A 20,515-nucleotide genomic window follows, 5' to 3' on the forward strand; every position below is an offset into this window, starting at 1 on the left:
CGAGCAGGCGGGACCGCGCCGTGCTAGGCGATGAGGTCATCGATGATCGCGGCTGCCGCACGCGCGCCCTGTCCCGCCGCCACGATGAGCTGCTGAGGGCCGGGAGCCACAGCGTCCCCGGCGCCGTACAGGCCTGCGACCGAGGTGCGACCGTCGAGGTCTGCGAGGAGGAATCCGTCGCTGTCGCACCGCAGGCCGAGGTTCGCGGTGGCGTCGAGCGCGGATCGCCACACGGGCCGGACGAAGCCGCCGCGCACGGGGACGACCGCGTCGTCGACGAGCCGGACATGGTCGATCGCGCCCCGGTCTCCTTCGAGAGCGGCGATCGGTCGGGAGTCCACCGTGATGCCGCGGTCGGCGAGATCGGCGAGCTGTCGGGGAGCAATACTGCCGGCGCCGTTGGTGAACACGGTCAGCCGGTCGGTCCACCGGGTGATGAGCCGTGCCCACCGCGGCAAGTCGGACGTCTCACCGATCAGGGCGAGCGGGCGGTCACGCAACTCCCACCCGTCGCACAGGGCACAGCTGAACAGCGTCATCCCGTAGAACCCGGTCAGTCCGGGGATTGCGGGCAGCATCTCGCGGACGCCGGTCGCGATCAGCACGCGCCCGGTGACGACCTCTTGGGGCGCATCCCGCGCTCGGGCGTGCAGCGATACGACGAACGAACCGTCGCCTGATGGTGCGGCAGCGACGGCGATCACTGCCGAGCGATCGAGCACGCGGACGTTCGGATAGGCGGCCAGTTCGACCCGCGCGAGCTTACGCAGCTCGAGTGGCGGCACGCCGTCGCGGGTGAGAAAGCCGTGCGAGCGCAGCGTCGCGGCGTTGCGCGGCCGTGCCGCATCGACGAGGACGACGGAGGCGCGCGCCCTACCCAGATTCAGCGCTGCCGACAGCCCTGCCGGACCGCCGCCGACGACGACGACGTTCGCGTGCAAGGGGGTTCGCCCGCTCAGTAGTACTGACCGTGCCGGTAGTCCCACGTCGGGAACCGGGCGGCGAGAGCGGCGACGATGCGATCTTGTGAGAGGCCACCCCGGATGAGGGCTGGTGCGGGGTGGATGCCGCGCCTCCCGTGCTGTTCGGGAACGAGCTCACCATCGTCGTCGACGAACGAGACCATGACGCCCTGTTCGTATCTGTTTCCGGTGTCGGGCTGCAGGGAGCGCACGTAGTCATCAGCCTCGATCACGAGGTCGGCACCGCTCGCAATGCGATCGCCGATGCCGTCGACACGGCCGCGATTGCCCTGAAGCGAAAGTCTCGCGACATGAGCCAGACTTCCTCGCCCCAGGGCGCGGCAGCGCCACTGGAAATGCTGACCCGAGGGGTTGGCGGAACTGGCGAAGAGGAGCGTGTGATCTGCGTCCCAGAGTGCCCGGGCGATGCGCTCACCGGGAATGCCGAAGCGCACGACGAAACAACTCGTGGCGCGTTCGTCCATGACGTAGTCCGCTGCGCCGGGGGGAATGTGCGCGCGACCATGCGGGGTCCACGGCAGGATGCAGCCGAGCAGCACGTCCTGCCGCCAGTGCGCACGGTAGAAGTCCAGAATCTCGTCGGTCGTCTGGGCGAGCGTGACCAGCTGGTCGAGCGATCCGCACAGCACGACACCGGGTTTGCGGAGCGGCCGGTTCTTGACCTCGAACTTGCGGCGCAGGCCCTCGGCGTCCGTTGTGACGATGATGTACCCGACTTTGGTGGGGCTGACGACGATCTTTCCACCGGAGCGGAGCAGATCTACGGCTTCGTGCTGGAGGTCGCCGTTCCATGGGAGGGTCGGGGCGGGGACGGTCCTGTTCGACATGGTGTTGTTCCAGGGTGATCGGGGCGGCCGTGAGAGGCCGTGTTGGCTACGACCTCCCACGGGGCTCTCAGGGAGTCAGGCGGGGTTGATGACCCGGCCCCACGTGGACTTGTTGCCCCAGATGTTCTGGCGCAGCCCCTCGAGTTGAAGGATCTGCGAATGGTCGACGAAGAGGTTGACCTCGTTGCCGTAGTTCTTGACGTACCACTCGAACACGGGGCCGTCGGCCGCCTCGAACATGACGTTCTCCAGCCCCACGCCATTGATGATGGATGCTGCGGCGCCCGTGTTCCACTCGGTCACGTTCTCGGTGATGCCCTCTGACTCGATCATGATGATCTCGGCACCGGCATCCAGCGCTTGCTTCGCCCGATCGATGAGGTCGCCGACGTCCTTCTTGGTCTCGGCCGCGAGTTCCGCCTCGCCGGAGTCTCCTCCGGAGCCGATCTGGATGCCGAGCTCCGGCTTCGCCTTCAGGCCCGCCTTGACGACCTTCTCGACCAGCCGCAGTAGTCCGGATGTCGGCAGCATGATGAAGCCGGTCGAGATCTCGATGACATCGAAACCGGCCTCCTTGGCCTCCTTCAGGTACTGATCGACGGCATCCGGTCCGTAGCGCAGGACCGTTTCGATCCATCCGCCGGAGGACACGTAGGCGTTGTGCTCGTGGGCGATATCGCTGAACGCGCGCACGTGCTCCGGCGGAACGAGGGCGAACGAACCGCCTGCCCACTTGATGCCGTCGACCCAATTGCCTGCGACATCGAAGACGTCCTGTAGGTGGCGGGTGCCGAACGTGGCGTAGTACGGGGCCCTGATCTCGGTGATCCCGAACCTCCGCGGCTTCTCCGGCCGGAAGGCGCGCGGGACGAAGTTGAAGGCGGTGTCGAAGGGGATGGCGTTGCTCATGGCGTTTCTGTTCCTTGTTGTTGGTGCGGGTGTTTGTGCGCGGCGTCAGGCGCGGGTGGTGCTGACGCGGGCGAGCGCGTCGGTGAGGTCGGTGACCGCGTGGTCTTCCAGGCCGGCGATGATGTCGGCGATCTCGTCACGCAGCCGCGGTGTCGTGAACGGCGTCGTGAGCGCGTCGAACTTGCGCCGGGCGCCGTCCCACGAGAGCGGGTTGTCGTGGAAACCTTCGTACGAGCTCTGCACCGAGCGCAGTACGGTGCCGTCTGCGAGTGTCACGATGAGCTCGGCCGGCATCTCGTCGGGGAAGCGGGCCGAGAACGCGCCGTCCGGGGCGATTCGTACCTTCTCCATCAGCGCCTGCACGTCGTCCGAGACGATGCGCTCCGGCGCGTACTGGGCCGGGTTGAGCTCGCCGTCCAGCAGGACGACCGCCAGCATCCACGGCAAGGAGTGGTCCGCCTCCTCCTTCGTGCGGACAGTGCGCTTGTCGCCCTCCTCGCCGCCGCCGATGATCGAATAGGCGACATCGAAGGTGCGCAGGCTCACGCTCGTGATGGTGGCGGGATCGAATCCCGCCTGGGACCGGACGTCCTGGGCGGCGTCGAGTGCCGACTGGGAGTGGATCTCGGCGTTGTGCTTCTTGATGATCGACCGCCGTACCCGCTCCAGGTCCTCGGTCGACCAGTCGATCTCGAACGGCCCCGAAATCGACTCCTTGAAGCCCTTGTTGCCCTCGAAGACCTCTTCGGGCCCCGTGATCCCGCGTGAGGCGAGCAGCGCGGCGAAGGTGCCTTCCTTCGATACCTGCGGGTAGGCCAGCCCCTTCCAGTGCGAGAGGTTTCCGGTGCGGGTCACCCGCAGTGCATTGTTGGCTGTGCCCGCGATCGCGATGGCATTCGCGATCTGATCGGCGGGAAGACGCAACGCCTTGGCCGCCGCCGCTGCAGCTGCGTAGGCGCCCTGCGTCGTGTGGTCGAAGCCGCGAGCACGCACCGGGGCGACGTCGGATAGCCGGGCGTGCACCTGGTAGGCGACGGCGAACGCCGTCAGCAACTCCCGCCCGCTCGCTCGCACCGACTCGGCCGCGGCGAGCACCGCGCCGAAATTGTCGGAGGGGTGATTGGTCTCGCCCTTGGCGAGATAGGAATCCATGAAGTCGAGATAGCGACTCAGCGCGGAGTTGTAGAACGCGGCACGGTCCGGCGCCGTTCGGCCACCACCGATGAGGGTGGATGCCGGCGTGCCGCCCAGGTCGTCGATGAGCCCCCGGATCGCGACGATCGGTTCGGCATCCAGCGCGCCGATGGCGACGCCCACGGTGTCGAGAACTCGGATCTTCAATTGCTCGAGCGCATCAACGCTCAGATCCTCAAATTCGGCGGCCGCGGCGAACGCGGCCAGTCGAGAGACTTCTGTGCTCATGAGAGCGTCCTTTCCAAAGGAACAGAGAGAACGCGATATCGCTTAGGTTAGGCTAGCCTTATCAACAAGTAGACGCCTGATTTATCTCGATGTCAAGAGAAAGCTCATGCCCCCGCACATCCTTCTCGTCGGCGACAGCGCCGATCTTCCCGCGCTCGGCGCGATGCTCCGCGGCCTTTCCGCCGACACGTACGGGCAGGTCTACGTCGAGGTGGCCACCGCGATCCAGATCCGCGCCCTGCCGGCTCCGGTGAACGTCTCGGTCACCTGGTTGTGCCGTGACCGCGCCACCAGCGCCCTCGACGTCATCCCCCGCGGCATCGGCGCGCTGGCCCATCGTGGCGAACTCGCCAGTCGGGCGATCTCGGCCTGGGTCGCGGAGTGGCAACCCTGCGAGCCGCGAGAACCCGCGGTGCTCAGTGACCCCGACGCGTCCGGCACCCGGGAAGACGACTACGCGTTGTGGATCGGATGCTCGGCCGGCGAACGCATCAGTGACTTCTACCGCAGGCTGCAGCAGTGCCTCGACGAGCCGCGCCACCCGTGATCCCTGCGCGCCTGGGGAACCATCCGAAGGTTGCGCTGGAGCGCGCTGTCGAGTCGCCCGTCAGCGCGAGGAACGTCGTGACCAGCAGCAGGGCGGCGGTGATCGCGGCCGCGAAGCGCGGCCCGCGGGCGTCGATCCTGCCGGCGTCAGGCATGCGCACCCTTTCGTGCGGGCTGCGTGATGCGACCGAGCTCCAACTCGACGGCGCTCCGGCTCGGCGTGCCGCCGAACCGCGTCTGGATCACGCCGTCGCGGTCGAGGATGAGCGTCGTCGGCGTCTGCAGCACGTGGAAGTGCTTCGCGATGTCGGGACGATGCGTCAGATCCACGTCGAGGTGCACCACTCCGTCGTGGTCGGCGGCGATCGCGCCGAGGGTGCGGTGCACGGCGGGGCAGCGCGTGCTCTTTTCGGTGCTGAACTGCAGCAGCGTGGCGCGCTCGCCGAGCGCGGCGGCGCCCAGCCGTTCCGGCTCGACGACCTCAGCGGGGTTCTGCCGCCGCGGACGGTTCTGCTGCCAGCGCAGCACGACGCCGAGCCCGACGGTCGCCGCGAGAAGGGCGGCGAGGATGAGGATCGCGTCCGACAGATTCACAGCCCCTCACAATAGTCGAGCGTCGAGGCGGAAGCGCCGCGTGGCGGGCCGTACGTAACACCGCCGCGTGTCGCAGCTCGCCGGTAGCCTGGCAGTCATGAGCGCGCACTCGGCATCCGCACCCCTCGTCCCCACTCCGTACGAGGACCTCCTCTCCGAGGTACTGCGTGACGGCGTGCACAAGGACGATCGCACCGGCACCGGCACGACGAGCGTGTTCGGGCGGCAGATCCGCTTCGACCTGTCGGCGGGCTTTCCCCTCATCACGACCAAGCGTGTGCACCTCAAGTCGATCGTCTACGAACTGCTGTGGTTCCTGCGCGGCGAGTCGAACGTGCGCTGGCTGCAGGATCACGGTGTCTCGATCTGGGACGAGTGGGCGGATGCCGACGGCGAGCTCGGCCCGGTCTATGGCGTGCAGTGGCGGTCGTGGCCGACGCCCGACGGCCGGCACATCGATCAGATCTCCCAGGTCATCGAACAGATCCGCACGAACCCCGACTCACGCCGGCTCATCGTGTCGGCGTGGAACCCCGCCGACATCCCCGACATGGCGCTCGCGCCGTGCCACGCACTGTTCCAGTTCTACGTCGCGGACGGGCGGCTGTCGTGTCAGCTGTATCAGCGCAGCGCCGACATGTTCCTCGGGGTGCCGTTCAACATCGCGTCGTACGCCCTGCTGACGCTGATGGTCGCGCAGCAGACCGGCCTGGAGCCCGGCGACTTCGTGTGGACCGGCGGCGACTGCCACGTGTACGACAACCACGTCGAGCAGGTGCGCGAGCAGCTCTCGCGCGACCCGTACCCGTACCCCACCCTGCGCTTCGCGCGCAAGCCTGACTCGATCTTCGACTACACGTTCGAGGACATCATGCTCGAGGACTACCAGCACCACCCGGCCATCCGGGCGGCGGTGGCGGTGTGACGTCCCGGCTCGGACTCATCTGGGCGGAGGCGCGCGGCGGGGTCATCGGCAGCGCTGGCGGCATGCCCTGGCACGTGCCCGAGGACGGGGCGCACTTCCGCGCGGTCACCATGGGGCATCCGGTGATCATGGGGCGGCTCACGTGGGAGTCGTTTCCCCCGCGCTTCCGGCCCCTGCCGGGCCGGCGCAACATCGTCGTGACTCGGTCCGCCGACTGGTCGGACGACGGTGCGGAGCGTGTCGGCTCCCTCGACGACGCCCTTGCGCTGGTCGCCGACACGCCGGAAGCCTGGGTGGTCGGCGGCGGCGTGCTGTACGTCGAGGCGATCGGCCGCGCCGACGTGCTGGAGGTGACCGAGCTCGACCTCGAGGTCGACGGCGACACCTTTGCCCCCGCGCGCGAGGACTGGCGGGTTGCCCGCATCGACCCCGCGGACGGCTGGGCGGTGTCGCGGTCGGGAGTGCCCTACCGCTTCCTTACCCTCATCCGCCCCTGACCTGCTCTCGCGGTATCCGCGTCGCGGCGACCGCGCGGGGGCGGGTAGCGTTGCGGGATGGCGAGAACGGCGGTGGTGACGGGCGCGAGTTCGGGTCTCGGTGCGGAGTTCGCGCGACAGCTGGCGGCGAAGAATGCCGACCTCGTGCTCGTCGCGCGGGGCGGGAGCGACCTGGAGAAGCTGGCCGGCCGGCTGCGGGAGCAGCACGGCGCCCGGGTAGAGGTGCTCGTGGCGGATCTCACCACCCCTGAAGGGCTCGCGCGTGTCGAGGAGCGGGTCGCGGCATCCGTCGATCTGCTGGTCAACAACGCCGGGTTCGGCCTCGACCTGCGCTTCGAGCGCAACGACGTCGCCGACGAGGAGCGGCACCTCGACCTGCACGTGCGCGCGACGATGCGGCTCATGCACGCCGCACTCGGGCCGATGCTCGAGCGGGGCAGCGGCCGGATCATCAACGTCGCCTCGGTCGCCGGCTTCCTCCCGCGCGGGACGTATGGTGCGGTCAAAGCCTGGATCATCTCCTTCAGCCGCTGGGCGAATGCGACGTACGCTCCGCGCGGAGTCACGGTCACCGCCGTCTGCCCCGGGTTCGTCCACACGAACTTCCACGAGCGGCTCGGGCTTCCGCCGGGCCAGGAGGGGGTTCCCGGGCTCATGTGGCTCGAGGCGCCCGCCGTCGTGCGCGAGGCACTGAGGGATGCCGCGCGGGGCCGATCGGTGTCCATTCCCTCGCTGCGGTACAAGGCGCTCATCGCGGTCGCGCGGATGCTGCCCGGTCCCCTCGTGGCGCGCGTGGCGCGAACCGGCCGCTGAGCTCCGGCGCTCGCCTCGCCTCGGCCCTGGCAACCCGGCGATGCGCCGACGAACCGATAACCTGGGAGTATGACGCACACGGGCAATCCCTTCGGACAGGTCCTCGTCGCGCTCGTCACCCCGATGACGGCCGACGGCGAAGTCGATTGGCCCGCGGTCGAGAAGCACATGGACGACGTCATCACCGCCGGTGCCGACGGCATCGTCGTGACCGGGACCACGGGGGAGACCTCCACGCTCACCGACCCCGAGAAGCTGCGGCTCGTCGAGGTCGGCAAGGATGTCGCCGCCGGGCGCGCCAAGATCATCACGGGCGGCGGCTCGAACGAGACCGCCCACGCGATCGAGCTCTACAGAGCGAGCGAGAAGGCGGGCGCCGACGGCATCATGATCGTGACGCCGTACTACAACAAGCCGACGCAGGCCGGCATCCTGACCCACTTCCGCCTCGTCGCCGACGCGACCGACCTGCCGGTCATTCTCTACGACATCCCGGGGCGCACCGGCGTGCCCATCAAGTACGAGACGATCCTGCGCCTGGCCAAGCACCCCAACATCCTCGCGATCAAGGACGCGAAGGGCGACTTCAGCGAGGTCAGCCGCGTGCTCAACCAGACCGACCTGATGTACTTCTCCGGTGACGATGCCAATGTGCTTCCGCACCTCGCGATCGGCGCGTCCGGCCTCGTCGGTGTCACCGCGAACATCGCGGCGGCTCCGTATCGCGTGATCGTGGATGCCGTCAATCGCGGCGACCTGACCGCGGCGACGGCCGCGCACAAGAGCCTCGAGCCGCTCGTGCGCGCCGTCATGACGCACGTCCCCGGCACCGTCAGCGCGAAGTACATCCTCCACGGCCTCGGCCGCATCTCGAGCCCCCGCGTCCGCCTTCCCCTCGTGGGGCCGGAGGAGTGGGAGGCCGCGATCATCGAGGACGAGCTGGCGCTCGTGAAGGGTGTCGACGGCGCCGACTTCTCGAACTTCCGGCCCGACCGCAACGCCGCCGCCGGCGGCGCCCTCCCCAAGGTCCACGGCACGACCCGCTGAGACCGCAACAGCATGGAAAGAACGGATGCCGTCGGCATCCGGTGAAAGGCACGCGATGCCCACGACCGTCTACGATCCGCCGGCTCTCGAATCCGGGGTGCTGCGCGTGACCCCGCTCGGCGGTCTCGGCGAGGTCGGCCGCAACATGACCGTCTTCGAGTACGGCGGCAAGCTCCTCATCGTCGACTGCGGCGTGCTCTTCCCCGAGGAGCATCAGCCGGGCGTTGACCTCATCCTCCCCGACTTCGAGCCGATCAAGCATCGGCTGGACGACGTCGTGGGGCTCGTGCTCACGCACGGCCACGAGGACCACATCGGCGCGGTGCCGTACCTGCTGCGGCTCAAGGCCGACATCCCCCTCATCGGCTCGCAGCTGACGCTCGCGCTCGTGGAGGCGAAGCTCAAGGAGCACCGCATCAGGCCGTACTCGCTCACGGTCGCCGAGGGCCAGCGCGAGCAGATCGGCCCGTTCGACCTCGAGTTCATCGCGGTGAACCACTCGATCCCCGACGCACTCGCTGTCGCCATCCGCACCCCGGCGGGTCTCGTGCTCGCGACGGGTGACTTCAAGATGGATCAGCTGCCACTGGACGGCCGACTCACCGACCTGCGCGCCTTCGCACGGCTGGGCGAGGAGGGAGTCGACCTCTTCCTCGTCGACTCGACCAACGCGGACATCCCCGGGTTCACACCGCTCGAGCGGGCGATCGGACCCGTGCTCGACCAGGTCATCGCGAAGGCGCCGCGCCGTGTCATCGTCGCGAGCTTCTCGAGTCACGTGCACCGCGTGCAGCAGGTCATCGATGCGGCCGCCGAGAATGGGCGCCGCGTCGCGTTCCTCGGGAGGTCGATGGTGCGCAATATGCAGATCGCCGAGGACCTCGGCTACCTGCGGGTGCCCGCCGGAGTACTGATCGACTACAAGAAGGCGCAGGACCTTCCCGACGACCGCATCGTGTACATGTCGACCGGCTCGCAGGGCGAGCCCATGGCGGTGCTCTCCCGCATGGCGAACCTCGACCACGCGATCGAGCCCGGGCCGGGGGACACCGTGATCCTGGCATCCAGCCTCATCCCCGGCAACGAGAACGCCGTCTACCGCGTCATCGACGGGCTCACGAAGCTCGGCGCGAACGTCGTCCACAAGGCCAACGCGAAAGTGCACGTCTCGGGGCACGCGGCGGCGGGGGAGCTGCTGTACTGCTACAACATCCTCAAACCCCGCAATGTTCTTCCGGTGCACGGCGAGTACCGGCATCTCACTGCCAACGCGAGGCTCGCGCAAGACACCGGCATCCCCTCGGAGAACACGATCCTCGCCGAGAATGGCACCGTCATCGACCTCAGGGGCGGGGTGGCGCGCGTCACGGGGCAGTACGACATCGGATTCGTCTACGTCGATGGGTCGACGGTCGGCGAGATCACGGATGCCGACCTCAAGGACCGCCGCATCCTCGGCGAGGAGGGGTTCATCTCCGTGATCGTCGTCGTGGATGCCGCGACGGGCCGCATCATCACCGGGCCCGAGATCCACGCGCGCGGATTCGCGGAGCAGGACGCCGTGTTCGACGCCGTCAAGCCGAAGATCGCCGCGGCGCTCGCCGAGGCCGCTCAGTCGGGCGTGCGCGACACGCACGCGATGTCGCAGGTTGTGCGCCGCACGATCGGCCGCTGGGTCAACCAGTCCCTGCGCCGCCGCCCGATGATCGTGCCGCTCGTGATCGAGGCGTAGGTTCCGGCTGTCGGCTGGTTCAGCCCCTCGCTCGCTCGGGGTCGCATCTGGTCGGATTGCGCTGGCTGTGGCGGCCATCTGCGACCCGCTGGGAGGCGGGTTGCGGGGCGTTCTGCTCGCGGGGTCGCATTTGGTCGGATTGCGCGCCCGGTAGCGGCCATGTGCGACCCTCTGATGCCTGGGGACGCGTCGCCACGAGCTCTCGAGCCCATGGTCCTCAAGGCTTCCAACCGCGCCTGATGAGGGCCCTCCGCACGCGCTCGACGGCGGTGCGGCGCCGCACCTGCTTGCCGGAGACGCGGACGGGTTCGATCCCGGCATCCGCATAGGCGGCGTACTTCTCCAGGTCACGCTCCCACTGCGCAGGGTCGCTGCGATGGTGATCGCCCTCGACCTCGACGGCCACTTTCTGGTCGGGGAACACGACCTCGGTGATGCCGATCCGCCGCCCTCGGGCGTCGAAGACCTCGACGTCGAGCAACGGCGCCGGAAAGCCCGCCTCCTCGGCATCCAAGCGGAACTCCGTTTCGACGGGAGAGGCGCTGCCGACGCGGATCCTCGGCAGCGCTGCGCGCAGCTTCGGCGCGCCGCGACGGATGCCGGCGTCGATCGCGCGCGCCAGCTGCTCGATCGTGGCGAACGCGCGTTCGGGTTGCAGCGTGCCAGCGCGGTTACGCGGAACGTGCACGATGGCGTCGCCGAGGATGATGAGTTCACGCACCGACAGCTCACCTCCCAGCATCGCCCAGGCGCTCGCGACCGTCGTCGTGGGCAGCCCTTCGACGAGTTCGACGTGCGCGAGCTTCGGATCGATCCTGCGCCCCCGGATTCCCCGTCCGCGGGGTGCCCGCCGCGGCGAGAAGACGGCGACCTCGAGTTCAGGGCCGGTCGTCACCGGCAGCCCGCGGAGGGCGAGCGCCGTGCGCCCGGCGAAGAATGCCCCGTCGGGCATGACGGCGGCATACGCCCTCGCTCGGCGGATCGTCTCGTCGCGCTGGGCGCGGTCGCGTGCGAACGGCTCATCGTCAGCCGGATGCAGGGGTGCCGTGCGACGGGGCCGGCGTGCTCCGTGGAACGGGGCCTCGAGATCGCGCGCGCGAAGTCGCCGGCGGGTCGCGCCGCGAGCGAGTGCGTTCTTCGTCGCGAACGCGTCGCCGAGTCCGTGAGGGAGGGGAGCGGGGGTGCGTGGCATCCCCTCACCCTGCCTTGCCCCGGCGGACGCCGACGCAAGAGCACCCCCGAATGTGGAGACTCCGCGCAACCCTCCCGCTGGGGAGGAGGCGATGACGACGGCCGCGCCGCTCGCCAGGGGGTCTCATGTGGTCGCTACGCCGCCCTGATTCCGACCACACGCGACCCCGTGGGAGAGACGCCCGCCGCTCGCTCGCTCGCGGGGTCGCAGCTGGTCGCTACGGCGAGCTCAATCCGGGCACATGCGACTCCGCGGGCGTTGCGGGTTCGTGACCGAGAGGCAACGCGCGCTCGACTAGCATCGGGGCATGGCCGCGACCTTCGGCATCCGCCCCGCGACGCAGGCGGACGGGACGTTCCTCGGCGACATGGTCGTCGAGGCGGCGAACTGGCGGCAGGGCGGCGCGCGGCCCCGGTACGACGTGCTCGCGCAGCCGGAGTACGGTCGCTACGTGATGGCCTGGATGCGCCCGGGGGATGCGGGCTACGTCGCCGTCGATGCACAGGACCGGCCGATCGGTGCCGCGTGGTACCGGATGCTGCCGCCCACCGAGGCAGGCTTCGGCTACGTCGGTGCGGGAGTGCCCGAGCTGATCATCGGCGTTCGGCCGATCTGGCGGGCGCAGGGTGTGGGCCGGGCGTTGCTGCAACACCTGTGCGACCACGCCCGCACGCAGGGGTTCGGACGCATCAGTCTGTCGGTCGAACACGACAACTTCGCGCGGACGCTCTACCGTAGTGAAGGATTCGCCGTGACGGATCCCGGCCACGGCCGCGACACGATGGTCAAGCGCCTGCAGTGAGCTCTCGTGGCCGCGCTCGGATGCCGGGGCCGCGTCAATCCAGGGAAACGTCGTACTCGCGGCCTACCGTGGAGTAATGGCACGATCGAGCACGCCCACGAACGCCCGCGCGTCCGCGAAGGGTTCGTCGCCGCGTGCGCAGAGGACCGAACGTGACCGCAAGGCCGAGCCCCCGCCGAAGCGCTACGTCGATGACGTCGACAAGCCGCCGCTCGTGGTCCGCGCCTGGCTCGGCCTCGCCCATGCGACCGGGGGGATGTTCCGGGCGTTCGGCCCGGAGACGCTCGAGAAGGACCAGCGGCGCGACGGCTTCCCCTTCCTCCTCGTGCTGCTGGCGGTCGCGGGTGCCGCCGTGGAGTGGTTCCTCATCGGCACCGAGATCGGCACCAACGCGAGCGCCTACACCGTCGGCTTTCTCGTCGGACGGGCCGCGTTCGTCATGCCGGTGCTCCTGCTGCTGTTGGCGGGGTGGCTGTTCCGGCATCCGCCGTCCGTGCACGACAACGGGCGCATCGGCATCGGCTTCGGCCTGTTCGTCCTCTCTCTCGCCGGGTTCTGCCATGTCGCCGGCGGCCGCCCCCATCCCAGGGGCGGCGCGCTCGGGTTGAGTGACGCCGGCGGTGTCTTCGGCTGGCTTCTCGGGGAGCCGCTCACCTTGCTCACGGACATCGGCGCGTACATCGTGCTCGGCATCCTCACCTTGCTGAGCGTCCTCATCATCACCAAGACTCCGCCGAATCGCATCGGCCGTCGCCTCGGCGACCTCTATGCGTGGCTGTTCGGCGCGGAGCGTCCCGAACCCGCGACTCCCGCGACCGAGACGGCGGCGACCGTCGCCTTCGGCGCTGGCGCGGCGAACTCCGCAGAACAGGAGGATGCCGAGAAGGAGCCGGGTCTGCCCTGGTGGCGCCGCAACAAGTCCGGTCGCGAAGAGGATGCCGACGGGCAGCTCGGCTCCGATGACCTGACGACCCTGCTCGCCCCCAGCGCCGCCGGTGGGTTCGACCAGGCGGTGGCGATCCCCGCGCCACCGCCGCCGCCCGCGCTGCCGGACGCTGCGACCGAGGTCATCGATCCGGCCGTCATCGCGAGTGCCAAGCGGGCCGCAGGGCGAGGGCGCACCGGCATCCGCGAGGACAGCGGCGAGATCGTCGTGGACGACGGGATCCTGCCGGGGATCTCCGCCCTCGGTGACGACCACGACGGCCGTCCGCCGCAGGCGCCGTACCGCCTTCCGGCCGCGACCTCTCTGGCGCAGGGCGCTCCCGCGAAGGCGCGCTCCGAGGCCAACGATCGTGTCGTCGCAGCGATCACGGGCGTCTTCGAGCAGTTCGGGGTCGATGCGCGCGTGACGGGATTCTCGCGCGGCCCGACGGTCACGCAGTACGAGATCGCGCTCGGCCCGGGAGTCAAGGTCGAGCGCATCACGGCGCTGACCAACAACATCGCGTATGCCGTGGCATCCAACGAGGTACGCATCCTCGCGCCGATCCCCGGCAAGAGCGCGATCGGCGTGGAGATCCCCAACACCGACCGCGAGATCGTCACGCTCGGCGACGTGCTGCGCTCGCAGGCGGCGACTTCGCAGACGCATCCCATGACGATCGGGGTCGGCAAGGACGTCGGGGGCGGCTACGTCGTCGCGAACCTCGCGAAGATGCCCCACCTGCTCGTGGCCGGCTCCACCGGTTCGGGCAAGTCGAGTTTCGTGAACTCCATGATCACCTCGCTCCTCATGCGCGCGAAGCCGTCCGAAGTGCGGATGGTCCTCATCGATCCCAAGCGCGTCGAACTGACGAGCTACGCCGGCGTGCCGCATCTGATCACCCCCATCATCACGAATCCCAAGAAGGCCGCCGAGGCGCTGCAGTGGGTCGTGAAGGAGATGGACATGCGGTACGACGATCTCGCCTCGTTCGGATTCCGTCACATCGACGACTTCAACCGCGCCGTCGTCGCGGGCGAGATCCAGCTGCCCGTCGGCAGCGAGCGGGTGCTCAAGCCCTATCCGTACCTGCTCGTCGTCGTCGATGAGTTGGCCGACCTCATGATGGTCGCCCCCCGCGACGTGGAGGACTCGATCGTCCGGATCACACAGCTCGCGCGCGCGAGCGGCATCCACCTCGTGCTCGCGACGCAGCGTCCCTCGGTCGACGTCGTCACGGGCCTCATCAAGGCGAACGTGCCCTCACGGCTCGCATTCGCCGTGACGAGCGTGACCGACTCGCGCGTCATCCTCGACCAGCCCGGCGCCGACCGGCTCATCGGGCAGGGCGACGGCCTGTTCCTGCCGATGGGGGCGTCGAAGGCGTTGCGCGTGCAGGGCGCGTGGGTCGCCGAGAGCGAGATCGAGAAGGTCGTCCATCACGTCAAGAACCAGGCGCGGCCGGAGTACCGCGCCGACGTCGCGGCGGTGGCCGAGAAGAAGGAGATCGACGCCGACATCGGCGACGACCTCGACCTGCTGCTCGCGGCGGCGGAGCAGATCATCTCCACCCAGTTCGGGTCGACCTCGATGCTGCAGCGCAAGCTCCGCGTGGGCTTCGCGAAGGCCGGGCGCCTGATGGACCTGCTCGAGTCGCGCGAAATCGTCGGTCCGTCCGAGGGGTCGAAGGCCCGGGACGTGCTCGTGACGCCCGACCAGCTTCCCGAAGTGCTGGCGCGGCTGCGCGGCGACGATCCACCGCCCGCGGCGCCCACGGCATCCGCCCCCGATCCCTACGGGCCGGATGCCGTCGAGGCCCAGTACGGGGGTCACGACGTCGTCAGCGGCGACGAGGGCTCCGAGGACGCCTGGGGGCTGACCGGCCGCGACTGACGGGGTATGACGGGCCCCGCGCCGGTAGGCTCGGCTCGTGGCGATCCAGCGACAGATCCCGAGGCAGCTCCCCAACGCGATCACGATCGTGCGTATCTTCTGTGCGCCGATCTTCCTCTGGATGCTGCTGGCCGATGGCGGCGTCGATGGCCCTCTGCGCTGGTGGGCGGCGGTCCTGTTCATCGTCGCGATCGCGACGGACGGCATCGACGGGTACCTTGCTCGCAAGTACGAGATCGTCACCGACCTCGGCAAGCTTCTCGACCCTATCGCCGACAAAGCGCTGACCGGTTGCGCGTTCGTGGGTCTGTCGATCCTCGCCGAGCTGCCGTGGTGGGTAACGATCCTCGTCCTCGTGCGCGAGGTCGGCATCACGGTCCATCGGCTCGTCGTCGCCAGCACCCACGTCGTCGCCGCGGCGTGGATGGGCAAGCTCAAGACGGTTGCTCAGGCTGTCGCCTTGTCGCTCGCGCTGTTGCCGCTGTGGACGGTTGTGGGGGAGTGGATCCACGTCGTCAATACTGCGACGATGTGGATCGCCGTGATCCTCACTGTGGCCAGTGGCATCGACTACGTCCTCACCGAGGTCCGCGGCGCGCGTGCGACGCGGGCGACGGATGCCGGGGGTAGCCGCGCATGACACCGTTCCAGCCGCCGTCGGAGCTTCCCGACGAACTGGAGAACACCCTGGTCTCCGGAGGGCGTCGATCCGACCCCGAGCGGCTCGTGAAGCGGCTGGTCGAACTCGGGTGGACCGTCGCTGTCGCCGAGTCGCTCACGGGTGGGCTCGTGGCGGCATCCATTGTGTCGGTCTCCGGAGCATCGAAGGTGCTGCGCGGCGGTGTCGTCGCCTACGCCACCGACGTCAAGGCGAGCGTGCTCGGCGTGGATGAGACTCTGCTGGCGGCGCACGGGCCGGTGCATCCTCGGGTCGCCCGCCAGATGGCGGACGGTGTCCGTCGGCTCCTCGGCCGCGACGGCATTCCGGCGGACGTCGGCATCGCCACGACAGGCATTGCCGGGCCTGTCTCGGCGGACGGACAGCCGGTCGGCACGGTGCATATCGCGGTCTCGACCACGCTCGGTTCTCGGGTGGAGTCGCTGCACCTGGACGGCGACCGCGACCTCGTCCGCGCCGAATCCGCCGCGCGTGCTATTCGACTGGCCCTGGATGCACTGTGAGCCCCGCGTGCGCCGTCTCGTATGACGGGGGGAATACCGTCTGTGTCGATGCGGTTACGTATGAGTGATTCCCAAGCATTCCCCAGCGCGAGAGGTCTATCGTTGCGAGCAAGTCAGGTACTGTTGTCCATCCTGGGCACGGTTTTCGACCGAGGCGTCACTGGAGGAGGGGGCCCGAGATGATCCTGGTTCGTCAAGAAATCGGCGAAGTCCTGCGCGACTTCCGCCTGCAGAAGGGCCGTACGCTCCGTCAGGTTGCTGGCCGCGCCAGCGTGGCGCTCGGCTACCTCAGCGAGGTCGAGCGGGGGCAGAAAGAAGCCTCGAGCGAGATCCTCGCCTCGGTGGCGGAGGCGCTGGATGTGCCCATCTCGACCATCATGCGCGAAGTGGGTGACCGTATCTCCGTGCTCGAGGGTCTGCAGGTCTTCCCCGATGTCCTGCCCGACGACCTCGCCGTGCTCAGCGATGGGATGATCGAGCCCGAGTTGTCGTTGCGCTGACGTGCGGCGCAGCGAGTTCGCACGCGCCGTCGATGCCGAATTCGGCGGGCGCGGCGCCGCGCTGATCGCCGATCTCGTGCTCGCGCCGCTGGATGATCGCACCGCGGCACAGGCGCTCGCCGACGGGCTGGAGCCGCGGGAGATCTGGCTCGCGCTGTGCGCCGAGATGGACGTGCCCGAGTCGCGCCGCCATGGCGTCGGCCTGCTGGAGCCTCGCAAGCGCTGACGCCGCGTGCGCGGGCGCGCCTCACCTCGACTTGCCGTCTTCGGTCGGATCGACGGTGCCGAGGCGACAAGACCCGGCAAGTCGCCGTTGCGCTGCCCCGGTCCCCACCGGTCGTCGAATGCCGTGCCGGAGGCGCGGTGTATCGAGAGGCGGCGTGTCGTCGTAGTTTTGTTCGACACGCGCATAGGCTCCTCCACAAGAGGTGTCACGAGGAACTTATCCACAGAAGGGGCGGCAGCGCCGACCGATGTCGGAGGCCGTCCCTAACGTGAACCGAGTCATCACGACACCTCCGCCTTGTCGTAGCATCCATCCCGCCGGGAGGGAGCGCGACAGCCTACAGGCGACGGAACCGCGACCCAAGGAGCACGTCATGCCCTCACCAGCCGACCGCGAGAAGGCCCTCGAATCGGCCCTCGCCCAGATCGACCGCCAGTTCGGAAAGGGCTCGGTCATGCGACTGGGTTCCGACGAGCGTGCGCCGGTCGAGGTCATCCCGACCGGTTCCATCGCGCTCGACGTCGCCCTCGGCGTCGGCGGGCTGCCGCGCGGGCGCATCGTCGAGATCTACGGACCGGAGTCCTCCGGCAAGACGACGCTGACCCTCCACGCGATCGCCAACGTGCAGCGCGCGGGCGGCATCGCCGCGTTCGTGGATGCCGAGCACGCACTCGACCCCGACTACGCGCAGAAGCTCGGTGTCGACATCGACCAGCTACTCGTATCGCAGCCCGACACGGGGGAGCAGGCGCTCGAGATCGCCGATATGCTCGTCCGGTCCGGGGCGATCGACCTCGTCGTCATCGACTCCGTCGCGGCCCTCGTGCCGAAGGCCGAGATCGAGGGTGAGATGGGCGACTCCCATGTCGGTCTGCAGGCGCGTCTCATGTCGCAAGCGCTGCGCAAGCTCACCGGTGGCCTCAACCAGACCAACACGACGATGATCTTCATCAACCAGCTTCGCGAGAAGATCGGCGTGTTCTTCGGATCACCCGAGACCACCGCCGGTGGCAAGGCGCTGAAGTTCTATGCGTCGGTGCGACTCGACATCCGCCGTATCGAGACCCTCAAGGACGGGACGGATGCCGTCGGCAACCGCACCCGCGTCAAGGTCGTCAAGAACAAGATGGCGCCGCCGTTCAAGCAAGCCGAGTTCGACATCCTGTACGGCGTCGGCATCTCGCGCGAAGGGTCGCTCATCGACTTCGGCGTCGAGCACGGCATCGTCAAGAAGTCGGGCTCCTGGTACACCTACGACGGCGAGCAACTCGGTCAGGGCAAGGAGAATGCGCGCAACTTCTTGATCACGAACGACGACATCGCCGCGGAGATCGAGACCAAGATCAAGCAGAAGCTCGGCATCGGCCAGCCCAAGGTCGTCGAGGCGGCACCCGTCGCCGACCTGGCCTCCCGCCGCCCCGCGTGATGCCCTCGGGCAACAACGATGACGGGGGCGACCTCGCCCCCGTCATCCCGCTCTTCGGGGACGCTCCGCGCGCCCCCCGAGCGCAGCGAGTCGAAGCGCCGCAGTCCCCCACCGGCGACCACGTGCCTGCGCGCAGCGGTGCTTCCCCGACCGGTGATCGAGTGCCCGCGCGCAGCGCGGGTGTATCGAGATCCCGTTCGCACCCCGAACACGACACCGCGAACTGGCACACGACCTGGGCCGAGGAGGCCGCGGACCAGGCTCCGTCCCTGCCCGCCGACGAGGTCGACCTCGCTGCATGCGCCGAGCAGGCGCTGCTGAAGAAGCTGCGGACGCGTTCGCTCTCCGAACGCGAGGCGCGCGGAGCGCTGCGCGAGCACGATCTCAGCGACGACACCGTCGAGACGCTCGTCGTGGGAATGCGTGGTCACGGCTACCTCGATGACGCGCGACTGGCGGAGCAGCTTATCCACACCGGCACGACCCGCAAGGGTCAGGGCAGGCAGGCGCTGGCGCAGACACTCGCCCAGCGCGGCATCCCCCGCGAGACCATAGATGCGGCCCTCGCGGAGTTTCCCGACGACGACGCTGATCGCGCGCTCGAGTTCGCACGGTCCAAGGCGAGGGCCATGGCCGGGCTCGATCGCGAGGTCGCCCTTCGCAGGCTCGCCGGCCAGCTGGCCCGCCGAGGCTACGGTCCGACCGCACTCTCGGCGGCGCGTCAGGCCCTCGACGAGTTCGTCCCGGCGCGTCGCTCCGTGCACTTCGAGTGACTGCTTCCTGGAGGACGGCGAAGAGAGGTGCGACGAGTAGCACATGGCAACAGTGCCAGTGCTAACGGATGATCACTGTCGCGGAGGCCGACAGACTGCACACCGCGAGCTCGGCCCGACGAAGGACGACGACAGCGCCGAGGGGATTGCTCGTGCGCGCTGGCTGCAGTACACCGACTACTACTCGCGCGGTGAATTTCTGACGATCACGGTGCAGGATGTGACCCTCGATGAGGATGCGCTCGCCGACGCGCAGAAGTACGAGTCTCTAGTGGCGGGCATCTCACTGTTCTGCGGCATCCAGACGATCGCGGCCGCAGATCGCGAGGCGTTCGCTTCGGCATCGGCGCCGTTCGCGGGTTTGGACCGCCCGGCCGCGACCCACTCGGACTGAGCGCGGCCACCGGCAGCCGGGGCCGCGTATCGAACTCTGTCTCGAGCCGGCGGCTCTGTCTCGTCGGGTGTCCTCGTCGGGTGTCCTCGTCGGGTGTCCTCGTCAAGTGTCCTCGTCAGGTGTCAAAGTGCAGCACGTCACCGGGTTGGCACTGCAGCACGCGGCAGATCGCATCGAGCGTCGAGAACCGCACGGCCTTGGCGCGGCCGTTCTTGAGCACTGCGACATTCGCCGGAGTGATGCCGATCGCCTCGGCGAAGTCCCCCACGCTCATCCGGCGTTCGGCGAGCAACTGGTCGATCGAGATGCGGATTGCCATCAGACGACCTCGTCCAGCTCTTCGCGGAGCGCGATGGCCTGTCCGAGCAGTGACCGGAGCACGACCAGGATGCTGGCGAGGGTCGCGAGCCCCAGGCATGCCAACACCTGCGCGAGCGCGAGGAAGGGACTCCCCGCTTGTCCGTTGCTGATCACGATGAAGCCGAAGGCGACGAGCAAGGCAGCGCACAAGAGGCAGGCGACGACGACATCGACCCAGAGCAGGGACGAGCGCGCGAACACGGTCCCGCGGGAGATCCGGCGAACGAGGAGCATCACCATCCCGAGCGCGAGCGTGCCGAGGATCGTGACGGCGATCGCGAGTGCGAGCAGGGGCGAGCGCAGGTCGGCGTACTCGGGCAGGCCGTCGGCGACATCGGCGGACAAGCCGGGCAGGAACGCCAGCGCGGCGACGCCGACGAGGAACAGCGCGCCCAGGAGAACCTGCGTCACGAGGACGACGGTGCGCGACGGTCGGGGGAAAGTGACGATCATATATCGATTATCGATCGATGATCTATCGAATGTCAATAGATGCAGTCGACGGTGCGGGCGAGCGCATCTGCCTCCGCTCGGTGGCATCTCCGAG

Annotated in this window: 23 protein-coding genes; 15 read left to right on the forward strand and 8 right to left on the reverse strand. The window is 68.7% G+C overall.

The window, feature by feature from the left end; all coding sequences use genetic code 11:
• Nucleotides 1–23: 23 nt before the first annotated feature.
• The 4 genes from WBP48_RS13970 to WBP48_RS13985 all read right to left on the reverse strand — a co-directional run bounded on the left by WBP48_RS13970 (nucleotide 24) and on the right by WBP48_RS13985 (nucleotide 4,141).
• Nucleotides 24–941, reverse strand: a complete 918-nt coding sequence (locus WBP48_RS13970; protein WP_424441361.1) for an NAD(P)/FAD-dependent oxidoreductase — start codon at nucleotides 939–941, stop codon at nucleotides 24–26.
• 14 nt (nucleotides 942–955) lie between these two features.
• Nucleotides 956–1,810, reverse strand: coding sequence for an L-threonylcarbamoyladenylate synthase (locus WBP48_RS13975; protein WP_424441362.1), 855 nt, complete (start codon nucleotides 1,808–1,810; stop codon nucleotides 956–958).
• A 75-nt stretch (nucleotides 1,811–1,885) separates the two neighbouring features.
• Complete coding sequence (locus tag WBP48_RS13980; protein WP_424441363.1) at nucleotides 1,886–2,719, reverse strand: phosphosulfolactate synthase; 834 nt, start codon at nucleotides 2,717–2,719, stop codon at nucleotides 1,886–1,888.
• A gap of 45 nt (nucleotides 2,720–2,764) precedes the next feature.
• Entirely contained in the window at nucleotides 2,765–4,141 is a 1,377-nt protein-coding gene (locus WBP48_RS13985) for an MmgE/PrpD family protein (protein ID WP_424441364.1), read from the reverse strand.
• Between the two features lie 106 nt (nucleotides 4,142–4,247).
• On the opposite strand from WBP48_RS13985, the gene WBP48_RS13990 reads away from it, so the two are divergent.
• Nucleotides 4,248–4,688 carry an SIP domain-containing protein gene (locus tag WBP48_RS13990; protein ID WP_424441365.1) on the forward strand — a complete coding sequence of 147 codons (441 nt, stop codon included), beginning with the start codon at nucleotides 4,248–4,250 and terminating at the stop codon, nucleotides 4,686–4,688.
• 146 nt (nucleotides 4,689–4,834) lie between these two features.
• Here WBP48_RS13990 and WBP48_RS13995 read toward each other — a convergent pair whose 3' ends face one another.
• The gene (locus WBP48_RS13995) at nucleotides 4,835–5,281 is read right to left on the reverse strand and encodes a TlpA family protein disulfide reductase (RefSeq protein WP_424441366.1); all 447 of its coding nucleotides are present in this window, start codon (nucleotides 5,279–5,281) and stop codon (nucleotides 4,835–4,837) included.
• A 97-nt stretch (nucleotides 5,282–5,378) separates the two neighbouring features.
• On the opposite strand from WBP48_RS13995, the gene WBP48_RS14000 reads away from it, so the two are divergent.
• From WBP48_RS14000 to WBP48_RS14020, 5 genes are all read left to right on the forward strand, one after another.
• Nucleotides 5,379–6,206 (forward strand): thymidylate synthase, encoded by an 828-nt coding sequence (locus WBP48_RS14000; RefSeq protein WP_424441367.1) that lies wholly within the window; start codon nucleotides 5,379–5,381, stop codon nucleotides 6,204–6,206.
• The gene (locus WBP48_RS14005) at nucleotides 6,203–6,703 is read left to right on the forward strand and encodes a dihydrofolate reductase (protein ID WP_424441368.1); all 501 of its coding nucleotides are present in this window, start codon (nucleotides 6,203–6,205) and stop codon (nucleotides 6,701–6,703) included. Before WBP48_RS14000 ends, WBP48_RS14005 begins: the two co-directional genes overlap by 4 nt.
• A 57-nt stretch (nucleotides 6,704–6,760) precedes the next feature.
• Nucleotides 6,761–7,516: an SDR family NAD(P)-dependent oxidoreductase gene (locus WBP48_RS14010; RefSeq protein ID WP_424441369.1), complete on the forward strand. Its 756-nt coding sequence runs from the start codon at nucleotides 6,761–6,763 to the stop codon at nucleotides 7,514–7,516.
• Nucleotides 7,517–7,585: 69 nt separating this feature from the next.
• Nucleotides 7,586–8,563, forward strand: a complete 978-nt coding sequence (gene dapA, locus WBP48_RS14015) for a 4-hydroxy-tetrahydrodipicolinate synthase (RefSeq protein WP_424441370.1) — start codon at nucleotides 7,586–7,588, stop codon at nucleotides 8,561–8,563.
• Nucleotides 8,564–8,618: 55 nt separating this feature from the next.
• Nucleotides 8,619–10,295, forward strand: coding sequence for a ribonuclease J (locus WBP48_RS14020; RefSeq protein WP_424441371.1), 1,677 nt, complete (start codon nucleotides 8,619–8,621; stop codon nucleotides 10,293–10,295).
• A gap of 217 nt (nucleotides 10,296–10,512) precedes the next feature.
• On the opposite strand, the gene WBP48_RS14025 is transcribed toward WBP48_RS14020, so the two are convergent.
• Nucleotides 10,513–11,487, reverse strand: coding sequence for a hypothetical protein (locus WBP48_RS14025; RefSeq protein ID WP_424441372.1), 975 nt, complete (start codon nucleotides 11,485–11,487; stop codon nucleotides 10,513–10,515).
• Nucleotides 11,488–11,794: 307 nt separating this feature from the next.
• Here WBP48_RS14025 and WBP48_RS14030 point away from each other — a divergent pair, with 307 nt between their 5' ends.
• The 9 genes from WBP48_RS14030 (at nucleotide 11,795) to WBP48_RS14070 (ending at nucleotide 19,608) form a co-directional block, all read left to right on the forward strand.
• Nucleotides 11,795–12,289 (forward strand): N-acetyltransferase family protein, encoded by a 495-nt coding sequence (locus WBP48_RS14030; RefSeq protein WP_424441373.1) that lies wholly within the window; start codon nucleotides 11,795–11,797, stop codon nucleotides 12,287–12,289.
• Between the two features lie 76 nt (nucleotides 12,290–12,365).
• Nucleotides 12,366–15,107, forward strand: a complete 2,742-nt coding sequence (locus WBP48_RS14035) for a DNA translocase FtsK 4TM domain-containing protein (protein ID WP_424441374.1) — start codon at nucleotides 12,366–12,368, stop codon at nucleotides 15,105–15,107.
• A gap of 37 nt (nucleotides 15,108–15,144) precedes the next feature.
• The gene (gene pgsA, locus WBP48_RS14040) at nucleotides 15,145–15,747 is read left to right on the forward strand and encodes a CDP-diacylglycerol--glycerol-3-phosphate 3-phosphatidyltransferase (RefSeq protein WP_424441375.1); all 603 of its coding nucleotides are present in this window, start codon (nucleotides 15,145–15,147) and stop codon (nucleotides 15,745–15,747) included.
• Complete coding sequence (locus WBP48_RS14045) at nucleotides 15,744–16,289, forward strand: CinA family protein (RefSeq protein WP_424441376.1); 546 nt, start codon at nucleotides 15,744–15,746, stop codon at nucleotides 16,287–16,289. The genes pgsA and WBP48_RS14045 overlap by 4 nt, the downstream gene beginning before the upstream one ends.
• A gap of 179 nt (nucleotides 16,290–16,468) precedes the next feature.
• Entirely contained in the window at nucleotides 16,469–16,789 is a 321-nt protein-coding gene (locus WBP48_RS14050; protein WP_424441377.1) for a helix-turn-helix domain-containing protein, read from the forward strand.
• A gap of 1 nt (nucleotide 16,790) precedes the next feature.
• Entirely contained in the window at nucleotides 16,791–17,015 is a 225-nt protein-coding gene (locus tag WBP48_RS14055; protein WP_424441378.1) for a DUF3046 domain-containing protein, read from the forward strand.
• A 373-nt stretch (nucleotides 17,016–17,388) separates the two neighbouring features.
• Complete coding sequence (gene recA / locus WBP48_RS14060; protein ID WP_424441379.1) at nucleotides 17,389–18,441, forward strand: recombinase RecA; 1,053 nt, start codon at nucleotides 17,389–17,391, stop codon at nucleotides 18,439–18,441.
• Nucleotides 18,441–19,214 carry a regulatory protein RecX gene (locus WBP48_RS14065; protein WP_424441380.1) on the forward strand — a complete coding sequence of 258 codons (774 nt, stop codon included), beginning with the start codon at nucleotides 18,441–18,443 and terminating at the stop codon, nucleotides 19,212–19,214. The genes recA and WBP48_RS14065 overlap by 1 nt, the downstream gene beginning before the upstream one ends.
• 43 nt (nucleotides 19,215–19,257) lie before the next feature.
• Nucleotides 19,258–19,608, forward strand: a complete 351-nt coding sequence (locus WBP48_RS14070; RefSeq protein WP_424441381.1) for a hypothetical protein — start codon at nucleotides 19,258–19,260, stop codon at nucleotides 19,606–19,608.
• Nucleotides 19,609–19,723: 115 nt separating this feature from the next.
• On the opposite strand, the gene WBP48_RS14075 is transcribed toward WBP48_RS14070, so the two are convergent.
• Both WBP48_RS14075 and WBP48_RS14080 read right to left on the reverse strand, forming a co-directional pair.
• On the reverse strand, nucleotides 19,724–19,927 hold the full coding sequence (locus WBP48_RS14075) for a helix-turn-helix domain-containing protein (RefSeq protein ID WP_424441382.1): 204 nt from the start codon (nucleotides 19,925–19,927) through the stop codon (nucleotides 19,724–19,726).
• On the reverse strand, nucleotides 19,927–20,421 hold the full coding sequence (locus WBP48_RS14080; protein WP_424441383.1) for a DUF2975 domain-containing protein: 495 nt from the start codon (nucleotides 20,419–20,421) through the stop codon (nucleotides 19,927–19,929). The genes WBP48_RS14075 and WBP48_RS14080 overlap by 1 nt, the downstream gene beginning before the upstream one ends.
• Nucleotides 20,422–20,515: the final 94 nt, after the last annotated feature.

It is taken from the genome of Microbacterium sp. (genome assembly GCF_049661145.1).
Classification (GTDB): Bacteria; Actinomycetota; Actinomycetes; order Actinomycetales; family Microbacteriaceae; genus Microbacterium.